The following is a 17,929-nucleotide window of genomic DNA, read 5'->3' as shown; positions in this document are numbered from 1 at the left end:
CTAAATTAAATATCCAATATTTTATTGAGTTTTCCTAATGTTGTTAGTTGTTTTAAATAGATGGTTTTTTATAATTTTCATAACTCAAAGTTTGTAAGGATATGAAGTATAAAGTTTTTGTATTTATAAAATCACATCTTGTTTTATTTAGCTAATGCTTTTATTATGCGTTCTTCATTTATTACTATATCTCTGAAAAGAACATGTGGGAATTCTTTATATTTAGATGTTTTAAATGCTTCGAAAATTTTAGTTAAAGTTGAAGCTGTTATAAGTGATAGATTCATTTCAGTGTCCATTTCACAATCATAAACAAAATCATCACTAAATTCAGGAGCAATAAGTAATATTTTAACGATTCTCAAATTATTTTTAATAGCTAAATTTTGATATGATTTTAATTGCCTTGAAACAGTGCTAAATTTATTATAACCTTTTTCTTTAATTGTTTTACATTCTACAATAATAATTTCCTCATTACCTAGGTTAAGTAGAATATCCATCATATCCTTTTGAGTGTTAAGTTGGTTTTTGAATTTGTCATCAACATTAAAACCTAAAGATTTAAAAATTATTTTAGTTAATTCTTCAAACTTTAACCCAAGTTCACTTTCTTTAACTGAGATACCATTTTCTTTTAATAAGTTTAAATTACGGTATCCCACATTTGCATAGTTTTCTAGATACAAATTTTCGACATCTTTGAAATGTTCAAGAATATTCAATATATCATCTCCTCTTTGTTTAATTCCATTATCTTTTATGAATTTTGATAAATCAGGTTTAATAATTAAATCTAATATGTCTCTAGGTTTTATATTATAATCGAGCAGAAAATCTGCATTTAAGACATATTCTTCTTGTAATTCAAATTGTTCCTTCAATTCTTTGTTTAGCTTAGGTAAAGATTTATTTAATTCAGTAAGCATTTTGTCAAAACCATCAATAGATATTCCAACTTTTTCATCTTTCTCAACACTATCAAAATGATCAATTAGGCTGTTAATTTTATCTTCTAATGTGTTACCTTTTAAATTGGTTAAATTAAGTCCCTTTTCACAAAGTTCATTAAGTGTTTTTTTCTTTTCGGTTAGGGTAAGATCTTGCTTATGGATTTCAGTTGTAAGTAAATCTGTAAATGAAATACCATCTTTAATTATTTCTTCTATCTTTTGTGATACTGTCAATTTTCGGTCAATATTATGATCTTTAGCGATTTGATTAATTACAGGCTCTCTTAATAATTTTAATGTTCTTCTGTAAAATTTTTCAGCAACTTCTTTTTTTCTAACTTTTCTTAGCAAACTTACCATTTCATCTGCTATAAAAATCGTATTTTCTTTCTTTGAAAAGAAAACAACTCCAAGATTTTTCAAATTATTGATTACATCTTGAATGTCTGCTTTTTTAATTGGCAATATTGAATAATTAATTAGCTTAACATCTTCTTGTGATAATCCAAGTTGTTTTGATAAAGTTAATATAATTGAAAGTTCATCTGAAGTAATTTTTGTTTCTCTGTTATTCGCAACATCATTATTATAAGCGGTCGAAAGACAAGCTTTGTATATACGATAATCTCTTTTTCTTGATTCACTTAATTCTGATTTTTCATTTTCTAACTCAGCGTTAAGAATTTTAATTTTAACTTTTAAATTTTTGATTTCAGTTTCATACAATCTTGAAAACCAATCTTGTTTCATTATACAATTTCCGTCCCTAATAATTATATCAATAAGAATGTCCAATTGAGAATTAGCCTCTTGAAACTCACAAAGTAGATGTTCGGTAAATTCATTAGAAATTAAACTAAAAATGTTCGATACGTTAAGATTATCAACAGATTTAAGTCCTTTATCCGAAGAACTTAAAATTTTCTCAATTTCCTTTGCGTTTTTAGGGTTTTTAGAAATAATATTATCAATAATTTTTATGAAAGAGTTTTTCTCTAATGAACCAAGTTTATCTAATATCTTTTCTAGTTTCATGTTTTTTTCTTTTAAGTTAGTTTTTGATTCAGCTTGTTGAAAATTTATTATATAGTAATTTATTTAATCGAACTTCGTAAATGTAATCAATTTCTCCTACAGTAAACAAAAAAATCCCGATAGAAAAACTATCAGGATTTTTAAAATTTATTTTATGATTTGAGTGATTATTCTGGTTTATCCATCGAGGCTTCACGTGGTAATGGTGCATCATCTGGGGCTTCTCCTAAATATTTGTCAAGGTTGAATAGCGATTCATCACTTGCTTTAGGTCCACCAGCAATTTTTAATTTATCCAATAAATCCATCACCAATTTTTCTTCTTCAATTTGTTCTTTAACAAACCACTGAGCGAAATTATAGGTTGCCCAATCTTTTTCATCATGTGCCAAATTTACAATATCGTAAATAGCCGTGGTATTATCCACTTCATGCTTGAACGTGTTTTCAAAACAAGTTTGCAGGTCGGCTGGGTTTTTTGGTGGGGCTTTAATGGCCGTTACTTTTACCTCGCCACCACGACCCATAATATATTGCATGATTTTCATCATATGGTTCCGTTCTTCTCCAGAATGTCTGAAAAAATAATTTGCAATACCTCCGTACCCTTGGCTATCTGCCCAACACCCATAAGATAAATATATTTGTGCTGCTTCTGCTTCTTTAGTAACTTGAGAATTTAAAATATCTTCTATTTTTTTTGATAATCTGTTCGTGTCCATGTCTAATATATTTTCAATAAAATTAAATATTATTAATGTGGACAATTGCTTTAAAAGCATAAAAGATTAACTCAAATACGTTTCATATGTTGTTTTGTTGATTATATCAGTATTCAACAGTATGAGAGTATTTAGAGCTTTTAATATTTTTAAATTTTAATTCTATCTGGCCATATATTTGGCAACTCACCACTAAACCCCATTTCAGGAAGTTTATTTATCTGTTCCATTTCTGCAATATTCAATTCAAAATCGAATAGTTGGATGTTTTCTGCCATGCGTTCGGGTGACGTCGATTTTGGAATTATCACCACATCGTGTTGTATTATCCATCTCAAGCAAATTTGAGAAACTGATTTATTATGTTTTTTTGCAATAGCCTCTAGTACGCCATTTCCAAATACTTTACCTCGTGCTAAGGGCGACCAAGACTCCACTACAATGTTTTGTTTTTTGCAGTAGGCTACTAAATCTTTTTGCCAATAGCCTGGGTGAAATTCTATTTGATTAATTGCAGGAAGTACTTGAGCGGTTTCAAATAATGCTTCTAAATGTTCTTGAAAAAAATTACTAACACCAATCGATTTTATTTTACCCTCAGCTTGTAATTGTTCCATGGCACGCCACGAATCTGCATTTGTTTGTTGCCAATTATCGTAATTTTTAGCATTCGCTGGCCAATGTATTAAGTATAAATCAATGTAATCCAGATTCAGTCTTTTCAATGATTTTTCAAATTCTTTCTTGGTAGATTCATAACCTAAACTCTCACGCCATAATTTAGTAGTAACATATACATCTTCTCTGGAAACACCACTCGCTTTAATACCTTTTCCAACCGCGTCTTCGTTTCCATAAGCAGCAGCTGTATCTATTAATGAATAGCCTTGGGCAATGGCACTTTTTACTGATTCTATACCTTCTTGTTCGGTAGATTTGTAAGTTCCAAAACCAACAATTGGGATCTTTTGTCCATCATTTAAGATTAATTTTTTCATGTTTTTGTTCAATTATTTTTTAATCAAATGCTTAAAGAAGTTTGGTCTTTTAAATGGTTAGTAGCCGTTATAAAACTTAAAGTTAACTATTTTTTATTAATCTATAATTAGCTTGAATAAGCTTTGAGTTAGTATGTGATTTGTTTTTAAGGAGCTTAAATAATCATGCTATTAAGATGTATGAAAAGAAATCTGTAATACATTAAAAAATCCCGATTGAAAACTATCAGGATTTTAATTTATATAGGCATGTTGTTTAATCTAAAATTATTTTTATTTCCTCATAACCCGCACATTCATTTCTTCCACTTTTTTATCGGAAAGTAGGGAAGGAGCTCCAAATAGTAGATCTTCACTAGTTCCTGTTTTTGGGAATGCCATCACTTCACGTATGGATGCTTTTTTCTCTAAAATCATCATCAAACGGTCTACACCCCAAGCAATACCACCGTGTGGCGGCGCGCCATAATGGAACGCTTTGTACATGGTGCCAACGCTTTTAAGCATTTCTTCTTTGTTGTAACCCATGTTTTTGTAGGTTGCTTCCAAAATTTCTGGCTTGTGTGCACGTACAGAACCACCACCAATTTCGTAACCGTTCAAAATTAAATCGTATTGTTGCGCAATGATGCTGCCAATTTCTTCTTCCTTGCCATTCATATGTTTGTCTAAATCGACAACCGCAGGCATTGAGAATGGGTTGTGGGTAAACGTCCAGCGACCTTCATCTGTTTTTTCAAACATTGGGAAATCAACCACCCATGCAGGGCGTAATTCCTTCGCATTAATTAAATGCAACATTTTACCTAATTCTTGACGTACGGCATCCAAGGCTTTGTTGGCAGTGGCATAATCGGCAGCCGAGAAAAACACGATATCACCCACTTGCGCGTTGGTTGTTTCAATAATTCCTGCAGCAATATCTTCACCTAAAAATTTAATGATAGGCGATTGTAAATCGTTCTCGTTTACAATAATATAAGCCAAACCACCCAAACCATGCTGTTGTGCAATGCTGGTTAGTTTTTCAATTTGCCCTTTCGAGATACGTTTATTACCTTGTTCTTCCGCAGACACTTTAATACATTTTACAATACCACCATCTTCAATAGGTTTACTAAAAACTTGGAATGTGGTATCTTTTACAATGTGGGTGATGTCTTGAAGTTTTAAACCGAAACGTAAATCGGGTCTATCACAACCATAAAACTCCATGGCTTCTTGGTAGGTAATGACCTCAAAAGGGCGTAAAATCCATTTATTACCATATATTTTGTTCACCACCTCGTTAAACATGTTGGTGTTTAAATCGATGATTTGTTGCATACTCGCATAGGCAACCTCAATATCTAATTGTGTAAATTCTGGTTGACGGTCGCCACGAGAATCTTCGTCTCTAAAACAACGTGCAATTTGGAAATACTTTTCGTAACCACTTACCATCAACATTTGTTTGAATTGCTGAGGTGCTTGTGGTAAGGTATAAAACGCACCAGGTTGTTTGCGTGTTGGTACAATGAATTCGCGTGCGCCTTCATCGGTACCTGCGCTTAAAATAGGTGTTTCAATTTCTAGGAAATTTTGGTCGTCTAAAATATCACGTAATAACTTGATAACCTTGTGGCGATTCACAATCACACGGCGCACATCGTCATTTCTGTGGTCTAAATATTTATATTGAAAACGGATGTTTTCATTCGTTTTTGTAGCACGTTTTATTTCAAAAGGCAGCGTTCTTGATAGGTTTAAAATATCTAAATCGGTTGCCTCTAATTCAATTTTTCCAGTTCGTAAAGCGGTGTTGTAATCGTCTTCTTTACGTTGTACAATAGTTCCCGTAACGGTAATAACCGACTCTGGTTTTAGTTTTACCAGTTCGTCTAAATTAGGGAAGGATTCTCTACTTAAACGCACTTGGAATACTTCGGCACTGGAATCGCGTAAATCGATAAATATCAATTCCCCATGGTCACGCACACTCGAAACCCAACCTGCAAAGGTTACTTTTTCTGAAATACTTACATCGGAAATATCCGTTATTAAATGGGTTCTGTATTCCTCTTTGATGATGATGGGAATTTGAGGTAGAGCTTCTTCCTCCTTGGTTTCTGGTTTTTGGTTTTTAGTTTTTGGTGATTCATTAGAGGTTAAAGCACTTTCAACTGTTGAATTTGAACTTTGCAACTGATTTAAAATTCCTTCACGAATCACTTTTCCTGAAGCACCTTTTCCAATAATGGCAATAATTTTTCCGACTAAAATACCTGCTTTTCCTTGGTTTCCAGCTTTAATTTCATTGGCAATAGCTTCATTTTCTGCAATCACTTTTGAAATCGCTTCTTGTATTTTTTCTTCGGAAATGGTATTCTCTTCAAAATAGGTAATGTAATCAAAAGTTCGGTCTTTTAAATACCTTGTAATGGCATTTTGAACCAATACCGATGTGATTTTTTCATCTTTAAAAAGTTGAAAAATTTCAATCAGGTGTTCAATTCTGTGAATGTCTCCATACTCATCGGCACCGATATTATTTACTAATGTTTTCGCAACGAATGATGGATCTTTAAGTACATTATTAATGGCAACAAAAGTTTCAGAACGTAACGAATCTGCCGTAAAAAACTTAGCATCTTGCGGCAATACACCACCATTAATTAAAATAGATTCTACAGCAAAAGGCAATGAACTTACATCTACTTTAATAGATTCCACCACATTTTTAATATTTACAAAAGGTAAATCGGGCTCTGAAATAAAACGATAATCGGCTTCAAATTCCTTTTTACGCATGGTTTTGGTTTGCTTTAAATCGGCATCCCATAAAACCGTGGTTTGGTCGGGTCTAAACTCTTTATGTTCTATATAATAGTTGAGTTGTTTTTCAACTTCTTCCTTTAACGCATCGACCATAAACTTAAACGAATTCAAGTTTTTAATCTCGGTACGTGGGTTTAAATCGTAACTTCTTTTTTTACGAAGCGATACCGAAACATCGGATTTAAACTCACCTTTTTCAAGATTTGCTTCAGATATTTTTAAATTCTGAACAATACGCTGAATGTATTGCGCATACGTGGAAGCATCTTCAATATGGCGAATACAAGGTTCGGTAACAATTTCAATTAACGGCACACCCGCTTTATTGAAATCGACTAACGAAACTGTTTTTTCGTGCATTAATTTAGCCGCATCTTCCTCAATGTGAACTTGCGTTAAATTAACCGTAAATTGCGATCCATCATTACGGAAACAAGATACTTGTCCATCTGGAATTACGGGGTTATGAAACTGCGTAATTTGGATGTTCTTTGGATTGTCAGGATATTCGTAATGCTTTCTGTCCCAGGAAATGACTTCATTTTGAAATGATGAATTTACCGCTTTTCCAAAATAAATAGCCTTGGTAATTGCTTCTTTGTTAATAGCAGGAAGTACGCCCATTTGACCTGTACAAACCGAACAGATGTTTTGGTTTGGCGTGTCTATTTCCTGGTTTGGGCACGAACAAAATAACTTGGTTTTTGTGTTTAATCGAACATGCGTTTCAAGTCCGATAACTAACTCTAAATCGTGCGTTTTTAACGCTGCATCTAATTGTTCTAAATCCATTATAATGTGTCTTTTAAGAAGTTAGCAAACTTCAAAACAAGTTCGTCGTTATTTTTTGCGGCTGTAATTTGTAAGCCAGTTTCTGTGCCTTGTGGTACGGTTAACGTTGGTAGCTGCCCTAAGCTAAAACCAACGGTGTATGCATCGCTTAAATACATGGCGTGCGGATCTTTTAAACTATCGCCAATTTTTGGAGGGGAATTCGGTGTTACGGGTGATAAAATGATATCGACTTCATTAAAATCGTTTTCAAAATTTACTGAAATAGCATCACGAAGTGCTAAACCTTTTAAATATATTTCATCTGAAAACCCTTGAGATAATACTTGGTTTCCACCCACAATACGTCGTTTTGTTTCTTCGGAAAAATTCTCAGAACGTGTCACAGCGTATGATTCTTTTAGGTTTTTATCGTCTATTCTGTTACCGTAGTTACTACCATCTAAACGTGATAGGTTAGAGGCAGTTTCTGCCATTGCTAAGGTATAATAGGTTGAAACTAGGATATCAGACTTAAAGAAATCCAATTCTTTTACTTCAATGCCTTTTGCTTTTATTTTTTCAATGGATGCTAAAAAATCAGATTTTATTTTAGGATCAATCGCATCACTTTCAATGAAATTTTTAAAATATCCAATGGTTTTAATGCCTTCTGAATTCGTAATAGAAGTTTCGTCAATTTCCGCGGAAGCGTACGTGGTTTGGTCTTTAGAATCCTTGCCACTCATTATATTCAACACGATACGAATATCTTCCACCGATTTGGCGATAGGACCCACACAGTCAGTTGATGAAGCATACGCCATCAATCCGTAGCGTGAAATACGCCCGTAAGTTGGTTTTAAACCATAGACATGGTTGTAGCCAGCAGGTTGACGGACAGATCCTCCTGTATCACCACCAATAGAAAATACGGTGTAATCTTTCGCCACATTTACGGCAGAACCACCACTTGAACCACCACTTACTAAATGGGGGTTAATCGCGTTTTTTACAGCGCCAAAAATGGTATTTTCACTAGAAGACCCATGACCAAAACTATCGCAATTTTCTTTTACTAATGGAATAGCACCCGCATCCAATAATTTTTGAATAGCTGTTGCGGTGTATGCCGATTTGTAATTTTTAAGTAAATCGGAGCTGGCTGTTGTGTAAGTGCCTTGAACCATGTACACATCTTTAATACCAAATGGAATACCTTCCAACAAACCAATACTTTCGCCGTTTGCGATTTTTGCATCAACTTTTGAGGCTAGTTCAAGTGCCAAAGTATCTAATAAAGAATTTACAGTGTTGTTGGTATTGGCTTTTAAAGCATCTAATTTTTCTTGAACTAAAGCTGTGCAAGAAATTTCTTTATTCACCAGTTGTTGGTGAAGTTGTTTTATTTGAGAGTCCATAATTATTCTTCTATAACTTTAGAAACTACCAAATACCCATTCTTTGATTTTGGAAAATTTTCGATAATGATTTGTTTTTCCATAGCAGAACTTTCAATCACTACATCGTCTCTTAAATCGTTTAGCGACACGCCATTATTATGATTATTATTAAAAGAGTTATTATTTGTAGGTTGTGCATTTTTGATCACATCAAATAATTTGTTCACCGCCTCACTGGGTTGTGCTCCTTTAATACTCGACAAGATGTCGACTGTCATAATTTTACTCATCTCTTACATTTTAAATTAAAAAAAGCCTTCCCGTTTTAGGAAGGCTTTATATATTTTTAAACAACAACCTTCCTGTCCTAAAAATTAGGATTATTGAAATTATTATTGTTATTATTTATCATTGCTAAATATTCTGCCTCAAATATATGTAGAATATATGTGCAAATCACTATTTTATGTAAGATGCTTTTTTATTTTATCAAATTGTTAAAAAACTTAAAGTTTAATTAGCGGTTTTTTAAATTATCTGTTTAATCGATGCTGTAACCTTTACCAAACTGGCAACTTAAAATAAAACCATGTGTATTTCCTAAAGGCGAATTATTCATTGCTACATTATAGTTGTATATAAATCGAAGGTTATTTAATAGGTAAATACCTGCTAATAGATTCACCGAAGAACTTGTTCTGTAGCCTGCGCCAACTTCAAATTTATTTCTGAAACTTACGGCAATATTCATATCGACTTGCAGAGGTGCACCATTTTCATGTTTAATAAGGACGTTAGGTTTAATCGTTAAATTTTCAAATCTGTTATTGAAAAAACGATAGCCAAAATAGCCATAAACGGGGTTTTCTAAATGTAAATTATCGTCGGTTGCCAACGCATCTCCTAATACATTGGGAGCCGAAACACCTGCGTAGAAGGATGCATGATTGAATAAGAAACCAAGCCCAATAGTTGGAATGGTGGCATTAATGTTTTCGGCAAATTTAGGGTCATCAACAATACCTAATTCTAATAAATTATCTTGAAATTGTTGAATGCCAGCGGTAATTCCGAAGGAAATAACGCCTGGGCTATATATCTGCCAATTTGGTCTGTGGTTTTCAAAATCAAAAAATATTTTATAGGAATAAGCTGCAAATGCAGATGTTGAAGTTGTGACACCAATTTCATCTCGGATGATACCGGCTCCAACACCCATTTTTCCTCGGTTTAATTGCCCATGCCCACTAAAGGAGAAGCTTTTTGGGCTGCCTTCAAAAGAGTTAAAATGACCCGAATTTGCTATGGATATTTCGGTATTTTCGGTTAAGCCAGCATATGCCGCATTTAGGATGAACGGATTGTAATTATACTCTGAAAATGCAGGTGTTTGTTGTGCTTGTGTTTTAATTACAATTAGAACAAAAATGAGCGTTAAACAAACTAATATGGTACGTGAATTATTTTCTTTCATCATTTTAACGCTTTATGACTACGAAGCCTTTTGTTTTTTTAAGAATTGTTTCTCCTTCTATCTGAATATCGAAAAAGTAAGTACCGCTAGGCAATGTGCCTGCACCCAATTTGGTCATTTGGTTTGCTTCCCCGCGGAACACATTGTCATTGTTATTATAGTCGGCAATTTTGAATACCATATCGCCCCATCTGTTGTAAATGATTACCGTGTTTTTAGGATAATATTGGATGTTGTCTATGTGCCAATATTCATTAATGCCGTCGCCGTTAGGAGAGAAACCGTATTTGGTATCGTCTTCTGGGACCAAGGTTGTAAACGATTGTTGCTCACACTGTACCGCATTTCCTTTGCTGTTGTAAGGCGTGATTAACACGAAAATTTCCGTTCCAAAAGGGAATTCTATATCATGGTTGTAGTTTGAGTCTGATCCCATATTCTGATTGTCCAAAATATCAGTTCCGCCCAGAGTGGTTCCAATGGATAAGAGATAGCCATCTGTTTTTTCTACCGCTTCCCAAGAGATGCTACTATCTAAAGATACCTCTGTTTCACCGTTGGTTGGATTTATTAGTATGGTGCAATCGGGAATAACGACCTCGGTCTCAAAACTTTCTGAAGCACATCCAATCGCATCACCAGAGGTGTTGTAAGGTGTGATGCTTACATAAATTAAGGTTTCCGAAGGAAGGTTTCCGGTAAATGTGAAATTGGTTGCCGATAGCATGTCTTGGTTATTCACAATGTCTGTTCCACTAGGAGATGTTCCAACGGCAATACGATACCCATCGGCATCTGCTGAAGGATTCCATGTAATACTACTGGTTACGGGCACGTTGGTTGTCCCGTTTGAAGGTGTTAACAAGGAAGTACAAGATGGTAGTGTACGTATGGTGAAGTTCTCTGGAGTACACCCAATAGCATCTCCTACTTCATTGTACGGCACAATAGTAATAGTAACGACATCGCCTTGGTCAAAATTGTTTGGGAAGGTGTAGGTAGTACCGGTTACTTGTAAATCTGTTACATCGTTCGTGGTAGTGTTGCTTCCTCTTATGGTTAGTTTGTAGCCGTTAGTGTCAGGAGTTTCATTCCATGTTATTTGGTTTGCAGCTACAATAACATCTCCATTTACTGGTGAAGTTAAATTTGTACATACTGGCACCGATTTTATTGTAAAACTTTCTGAAGTACACCCTATGGCATTGCCTACTTCATTATATGGTACGATAGTAATGTTTACGGTCTCTCCTTGTTCAAAATTACTTGGAAAGCTGTAGGTGTTTCCAGAAGTCACGTTGAAATTGGTCAGGTTATTGGCTGTACTATTACTTGCAGATACGCTCAATCTGTATCCGTTGGCATTTAAAATGGATGTCCATTCAATATTCGTATTAATGGCGACACCAACAGAGCCATTTGTTGGCAACGTTAAGTTTGTACAGGTAGGAATTGATTTGATGGTGAAACTTTCAGAAGTACAGCCAACCGCATCACCTACCGAATTATACGGAACGATGGTTATGGTTACGGTTTCTCCTTGTTCAAAGTTGTTCGGAAAATTATAAGTATTTCCAGAAGTTACATTGAAATTGGTTAAGTTATTGGACGTACTGTTGCTTGCTAAAACGGTTAGTCTGTACCCTGTGGTATTGGCAGTAGCCGTCCATTCAATATCCGTTGTTGTGGTAACATCAATAGAGCCATTAACAGGAGTTACTAAATTTGTGCAATTTGGAAGCGGTTGTATGGTAAAACTTTCCGAAGTACAACCAACCGCATCACCTATGGCGTTGTATGGAGTTATGGTAACGGTTACTGTTTCTCCTGGTTCAAAATTATTCGTAAAATTATAAGTTGTTCCTGAGGTAACGTTGAAATTGGTTAAATTATTGGCGGTACTACTACTAGCATTAACCGTTAGTTTATATCCATTGGCACCAGTGCTAGCTGTCCATTCCAAATTGGTGTTTAGCGGAAGGTTTGCAGCGCCGTTTAAAGGGCTGATAAGCGACGTGCAGATTGGTACTGGTGGTGGTGTTATGGTAAATTGCTCTGTTGGGCATCCTGTTGCGCTTCCAAACGCATTAAAAGGAACAATGGAAACAAAAATAGTTGCGCCTTCTGGTAAATTTGTTGGTGGGTTATAAGTCGTTAAATTTCCAACATTGGTGGTAGGTAAAATATCAGATGCACCTGCACTTGTTCCAATAGTTAAGTTATATCCTGTAGTATTACTGGCGGCATTCCAACTAATGTTAGTGTCTGCGGCAACACCTATGGCATTGTTTAAAGGAGCGCTTAAATTTGTACACGCTGGTGGATCGCTTAGTGTACCAGCTCCTGTTCTAAAACTTTCTTCAGTACAACCTACAGCATCACCAACTTCATTATAAGGGATTATGGTTACGTAGTAAGTGCGATTAGGGAATAAATCATCAGGGATATTATAGGTTAAGGTATTTAAAACATCTATATTATTAACGGTTTCAATACCACCTTGAGTTGTACCTACAACCACAATATAGCCAGTTGCCCCAGAAACGGCATTCCAACTTAAATCGGTATCGACAACAACATTTGTTGAACCATTTACAGGGCTTGTAAGACTGGTGCAATTTGGGGCAACGGGAATGATTTCAGTAGTAAAACGTTCTTCGGGACATCCTGTTGCATTACCTTCATCGTTATAAGGAATGACGGTGATAAATAATTCGGTATTCTCAGGTAAATCTGATGTTAAATCGTAAGTTGTAACATTTCCTACGTTTTCGCTATCTAGTATTTGATTGCCTCCTGTTGAGGTGCCTATAGTTAAACGATAACCATCTGCATTTGAAATGGGTTGCCATGATAAATCAGTATTTATTGGTACGTTAATGGTGCCATTTAAGGGGTCTGTTAATGTTGTACAATCAGGTACTGTTGCTGGACTTGACGATATTGTAAAGCTTTCTTGTGTACATGGGCCAACCGCGTCTCCTTCATCATTAAAAGGGATGATGGTAACAAGTACTGTTTCACCACCCGCAAAATTTGATGCAAACTCATAAGAAGTATCGGTTACGGTAATATTATTTACAATCACTACATTTCCTGGATTTGAAATTACTGTAAGTTTATAGCCTCTAGCAAATAAGGCAGGTTCCCAGTTTAAATTGGTGTTTACAGGAACGTTTGTTGCGTTGTTTAAAGGTGAAGTTAATTGAGTGCATTCAGGTTTTGGGCAATTCAAAACATCATCAGAAATGGTCCAGCCAAAGTTTGTAATCATCGATTGGCGTTCTTCTAAAGCATCGCAATAAGGTAAACCTTGAGCACCAAGTGTTACGCCTGGTGTAAGTGTTTGTTCGGACCATGCGATAAGTGTGTTGTCATAATTTTCTCGGGTTAGTGCCGTTTTATCTAGCATATCACGCATATCGGTAACACCACTAATATCCCAATCGCCAAGGTATTGGTTATATGCTGTAGCCCCATCAAACATTAAGCGCATGGTAACTGCACCTATGTCCCAACGGTCTAAAGTTTGATTAAAAGAGGTTGCGTTTCTAAGCATACTATTCATGTTTGTAACACCGCTAACACGCCAGTTATTTACTGTTTGGTTAAAATTGGTAGCGCCAGAAAACATGTTTTCCATAGTAAGAATCTTTCTTACGTTCCAGCTATCGATAGCGCTATTAAATGCTATAGCACCTTGAAACATACCTTTAGTGGTAGTAACTGAAGCAACATTCCAAGAATTCATGGTTTCATTATAAGCACGAGCATCTTTAAACATCTCTTCCATGGTAGTAACAAAAGATGTATTCCAAGAATCAATATTTTGATTAAATACATATGCACCGCTGAACATTTCCTTCATGGTTAATACTTCACCTGTATTCCAATTATTTAAGGGTTCATTAAAAAGCACCGCTTCTTTAAACATTTCCTCCACAGTCGTTACAACACCAACATTCCAATCATTAATATTTTGATTGAAAACCGCTGCTCCTTCAAATAAAGACCTCATTAAAGTTACCGAACTCACATCCCAATTGCTTAAAGGTTGATTAAAAACAATGGCATCCTCAAACATGGAAGTCATATTTGCCACAGCACTTACATTCCAAGTATTTAAAGGCTGATTAAAGACTGAGGCTCTTTGAAACATACTGGTCATATTTACAACCGAGTCTACATTCCAATTATCTAGCGGTTGATTATAAGCCGTAGCATAATAAAACATTCTTTGCATGTCAATAACGTTGGTAACACTCCAAGTATTGATATTTTGGTTAAAGGAAGTTGCAGCAGAAAACATGCTTGCCATGGTAGCTACTGAAGTGACATTCCAGTTATTTAAAGGTTGATTAAAAGCAGTTGCAGAAGAAAACATCGAAGCCATGGTAGTTACTTTGCCAACATTCCATGAATTTAAGGGTTGGTTAAAAACAGTGGCACCATTAAACATGCCTGACATATTTAATACGTTGAGCACATTCCAACTATTTATGTTTTGATTAAAAGCCTTTGCGTAATTGAACATCTCTTCCATATCTAGTACATTTTGCACCTGCCAGTTATTCAATGGTTGGTTAAAAGCATCAGTATATGAAAACATCTCCGACATATCGGTAGCACTAGTAACATTCCAACTGTTTAAGGGTTGGTTAAATACGGTTGCTTGTCTGAACATTCTAGCCAAATCGATAACGCTAGAAACATCCCAAGTGTTTATATTTTGATTGAATTCACTTGCGCCAGAAAACATGAAATTCATATTCGTTACATTGCTAACATCCCAGTTATTAAGCGGTTGGTTGAATATAGATGCCACTCCAAACATTCCATACATGTTGGTTATATTGCTAACATTCCAGTTGTTGATATTTCCATTGAATTTTTTGCAAACAATGAACATGCTGCTCATATCTGTAACGTTGGTTAAATTAGGAATATCGGTTGCATTGTATTCCATGTTTTCACAACCAGCAAAGGCGTTATTCATGCTTTTCCAATCGTGTGTTCCCCATTGGTCTATGCTTAATAATTTATAAGCATCACCACTAGATTGGTTGTGCCTTGGGCTGGGAAATGTTCCAATAATACTAACAGTATAGGTGCCTGGTGTTAAATAAGTGTGCGTAATATTACTTGTTACGTTATTATCATATTGTCCATCTCCCCAATCAATATTATAATTATAAGTTAAGCCAGATTGTGTTTGAATTAAAAGTTGATTTATAGGGGTTGTGGTAGTTCCTTCTTGTAAAGTAGTGTCGTAAGTAAGTTTAAAGGCATCAGGACTGTTTACCCAACTCTCTACAACTGTAAAGCTAATTTCTTGACATCCTGTAGCAGGACCATCGTTATTATAAGGTACTATTGTAACATAAACGGTGTCTCCAGGTGTAAATTCGTTAGTAAAATTGACGCCCACTACGTTTCCAACATCTTCATTGTCATATATTAACTGGTTGGTTGCGCCATTTTCCCTTCTTATAGTAATTCTATACCCAGTAGCATTAGGAGCAGGATCCCATCGAATATCGCTATTTGCAGGGGTAGCGGTATCACTGGCGTGGGGCATGGTTATTTCTGTACATAACACATAAGTACAGTTTACGCTATCTCCTGTAATAGTCCAACCATCATCTGTAATTAAACTTTGTCTTTGGTTAAGGGCATCGCAATATTGCAAATTTGCTGCGCCTAAAGTAACATTTGCTTTTACGGTTTGAGCAGACCAAGCAATTAAAGTGGCGTCATAGTTTGCTTGCGACATACCACTGTTGGATAGCATATTAGTCATACCAGTAACTGCAGAAATATTCCAACTCCCTAAACTTTGATCAAAAGATGTGGAGCCACTAAATGCACTAGACATATTAGTTACTTTGCTCACTATCCAATTATCTAACGGTTGATTAAAATTTGTTGCGCTAGCAAACATGGAGGAAATATTGGTTGCGTTGGCTAAATTCCAAGTGTTTAAAGGTTGATTAAAAATATCATTAAGTTGAAACATGCCTTGAAAGTTGGTAACATTACCAACGCTCCAAGTGCCCAAAGGTTGGTTAAAAACATCTGCATTTTTGAACATCAAGGACATGTTTGTAACTTTGCTTACATCCCAATTATTAAGTGGTTGGCTGAATGATGTTGCACTTTGGAACATTTCACTCATATTAGTTACATTGCTTACTATCCAATTGTTTAAAGGCTGATTGAAAGCCATGTTTTGGCTTTCGCCATTGAACATGGCGGCCATATTTTCAACACTGCTAACATTCCAAATTTCTATCGGTTGGTTAAAGGTGTGTGCTCCTTCAAACATGTGGCTCATATCAGTAACATTACTAACGTTCCAGTTATTTAGCGGTTGGTTAAAAGAAGCACAACGTCTGAACATATATGCCATGTCTGTTACGTTGCTTACATCCCAATTATTTATGTTTTGATTAAATGGCATATCTAAAAAGCCATAAAACATTTCCCTCATGGTTGTTACTTTACTAACATTCCAGTTGTTTAAAGGGTGGTTAAATTCCCTGCATCTATAAAACATTTTAGACATATCAGTAACGTTATCTACTTTCCAATTATTCAGCGGAAAAGTAAAACTTAAAGCTGTTTCAAAAGTGCCTGCCATATTTGTAACTTGGCTCACATCCCAATTGTCAATATTTTGATCAAATTGTGTTGCACCGCTAAATAGTTGATTCATGTTTTCAACAGAAGATGTATTCCAATTATCTAACGGTTCGTTATAATAATAACAATTTCTAAAGGTTCTGGCCATAGATGTTACAGAAATGGTATTCCAATTATCTAACGGTCTATTAAATATGCTACACCCATCAAATGTTCCTGCTAAATTATTGATGCCACTTACATCCCAATTATTAACAATACCATTAAAACTGGTACAGCTTTTAAACATATTTTCAAGACTTGTAACTTGTGAAAGATCTGGAGCAGCAATGGCATCAAAATTTAAATTTTCGCAGCCATAAAACGCATTTTCCATGCTTTGCCATGTAATGGTTCCCCAACTTGAAATTTCAATAATTTTATTTCTATCCCCAGTATTATTAAAATAAATGGCAGGGAATGCTCCGGTGAGACTAATTGTGTAAGTACCAGGAGAAGCATATGTATGGGTAATGTTTCCTGTAACATTGCTGTCGGTATTCGTATCTCCCCAATCAACAGAATAGTTATAAGTATAAGCTGAGTTGGTTGGAATCGTAATTTCATTAGCTGCTGAAGACCCTGTGGATATATTCGTAGTATTCCAGGTTGCCGTAAATGCTTGTCCAAAAAATGTATAGCTAAAGCATATAAAAATAAGAGTAAGTGTATTTTTTATCATGGAATTTAGGGTAAGTTTTAATTAAATTTTCAATAAACGGTGTTAAATTTCATTCATTCACTAAATTCGTTTTGGGCGAATATAGGTTGTAAAAATATAAATATTTCGATGAAATACATTAATATTCGATGAAATACATTAAATTTAATTTGTAAACATACAAAAGTTAAAGTTTAAAAAAAAGGTTGACCTATATTTTACTATTGGAATTTACAGCAAGGTTAATAAATTTCATTGATGCTTTTGAATATTCAACAGGATAGACATTGAAACATTATTAGTTTGGGTCTATAAAAAAAAACTATGGACTTATTCAAGTCCATAGTTTTTTTTCGTCTTAACTACCTTATTTTTTATGGAAATAGGGTTTTAAGGTTATGTAATATTCCGTGT

At 34.9% G+C, this 17,929-nt stretch carries 8 protein-coding genes; all 8 read right to left on the bottom strand.

The window, feature by feature from the left end:
- Nucleotides 1-143 precede the first annotated feature (143 nt).
- A complete protein-coding gene (locus tag EV196_RS08720) occupies nucleotides 144-1,988 on the bottom strand; it encodes a hypothetical protein (RefSeq protein ID WP_132217351.1) in 1,845 nt (614 codons plus the stop codon).
- A gap of 167 nt (nucleotides 1,989-2,155) precedes the next feature.
- A complete protein-coding gene (locus tag EV196_RS08715) occupies nucleotides 2,156-2,710 on the bottom strand; it encodes a ferritin (RefSeq protein ID WP_132217350.1) in 555 nt (184 codons plus the stop codon).
- A 149-nt stretch (nucleotides 2,711-2,859) separates the two neighbouring features.
- Entirely contained in the window at nucleotides 2,860-3,708 is an 849-nt protein-coding gene (locus tag EV196_RS08710) for an aldo/keto reductase (protein WP_132217349.1), read from the bottom strand.
- 273 nt (nucleotides 3,709-3,981) lie between these two features.
- Nucleotides 3,982-7,317, bottom strand: a complete 3,336-nt coding sequence (gatB/aspS, locus tag EV196_RS08705; protein WP_132217348.1) for a bifunctional amidotransferase subunit GatB/aspartate--tRNA ligase AspS — start codon at nucleotides 7,315-7,317, stop codon at nucleotides 3,982-3,984.
- Complete coding sequence (locus EV196_RS08700; protein WP_132217347.1) at nucleotides 7,317-8,717, bottom strand: amidase family protein; 1,401 nt, start codon at nucleotides 8,715-8,717, stop codon at nucleotides 7,317-7,319. Before EV196_RS08700 ends, gatB/aspS begins: the two co-directional genes overlap by 1 nt.
- A gap of 2 nt (nucleotides 8,718-8,719) precedes the next feature.
- Complete coding sequence (locus EV196_RS08695; protein ID WP_207902835.1) at nucleotides 8,720-8,989, bottom strand: Asp-tRNA(Asn)/Glu-tRNA(Gln) amidotransferase subunit GatC; 270 nt, start codon at nucleotides 8,987-8,989, stop codon at nucleotides 8,720-8,722.
- A gap of 251 nt (nucleotides 8,990-9,240) precedes the next feature.
- Nucleotides 9,241-10,176: a PorP/SprF family type IX secretion system membrane protein gene (locus tag EV196_RS08690; protein WP_132217346.1), complete on the bottom strand. Its 936-nt coding sequence runs from the start codon at nucleotides 10,174-10,176 to the stop codon at nucleotides 9,241-9,243.
- Nucleotide 10,177: 1 nt separating this feature from the next.
- Entirely contained in the window at nucleotides 10,178-17,536 is a 7,359-nt protein-coding gene (locus EV196_RS08685) for a BspA family leucine-rich repeat surface protein (RefSeq protein ID WP_132217345.1), read from the bottom strand.
- Between the last annotated feature and the right edge of the window lie 393 nt (nucleotides 17,537-17,929).

The organism is Mariniflexile fucanivorans (genome assembly GCF_004341235.1).
GTDB lineage: Bacteria > Bacteroidota > Bacteroidia > Flavobacteriales > Flavobacteriaceae > Mariniflexile > Mariniflexile fucanivorans.
This window is presented reverse-complemented; position numbering and strand designations above follow the sequence as displayed.

What these genes read in the sequence shown, in the direction of transcription:
- EV196_RS08720 (WP_132217351.1), bottom strand. Translation starts at nt 1,988, where the DNA reads ATGAAACTAGAAAAGATATTAGATAAACTTGGTTCATTAGAGAAAAAC.
- EV196_RS08715 (WP_132217350.1), bottom strand. Translation starts at nt 2,710, where the DNA reads ATGGACACGAACAGATTATCAAAAAAAATAGAAGATATTTTAAATTCT.
- EV196_RS08710 (WP_132217349.1), bottom strand. Translation starts at nt 3,708, where the DNA reads ATGAAAAAATTAATCTTAAATGATGGACAAAAGATCCCAATTGTTGGT.
- gatB/aspS (WP_132217348.1), bottom strand. Translation starts at nt 7,317, where the DNA reads ATGGATTTAGAACAATTAGATGCAGCGTTAAAAACGCACGATTTAGAG.
- EV196_RS08700 (WP_132217347.1), bottom strand. Translation starts at nt 8,717, where the DNA reads ATGGACTCTCAAATAAAACAACTTCACCAACAACTGGTGAATAAAGAA.
- EV196_RS08695 (WP_207902835.1), bottom strand. Translation starts at nt 8,989, where the DNA reads ATGAGTAAAATTATGACAGTCGACATCTTGTCGAGTATTAAAGGAGCA.
- EV196_RS08690 (WP_132217346.1), bottom strand. Translation starts at nt 10,176, where the DNA reads ATGATGAAAGAAAATAATTCACGTACCATATTAGTTTGTTTAACGCTC.
- EV196_RS08685 (WP_132217345.1), bottom strand. Translation starts at nt 17,536, where the DNA reads ATGATAAAAAATACACTTACTCTTATTTTTATATGCTTTAGCTATACA.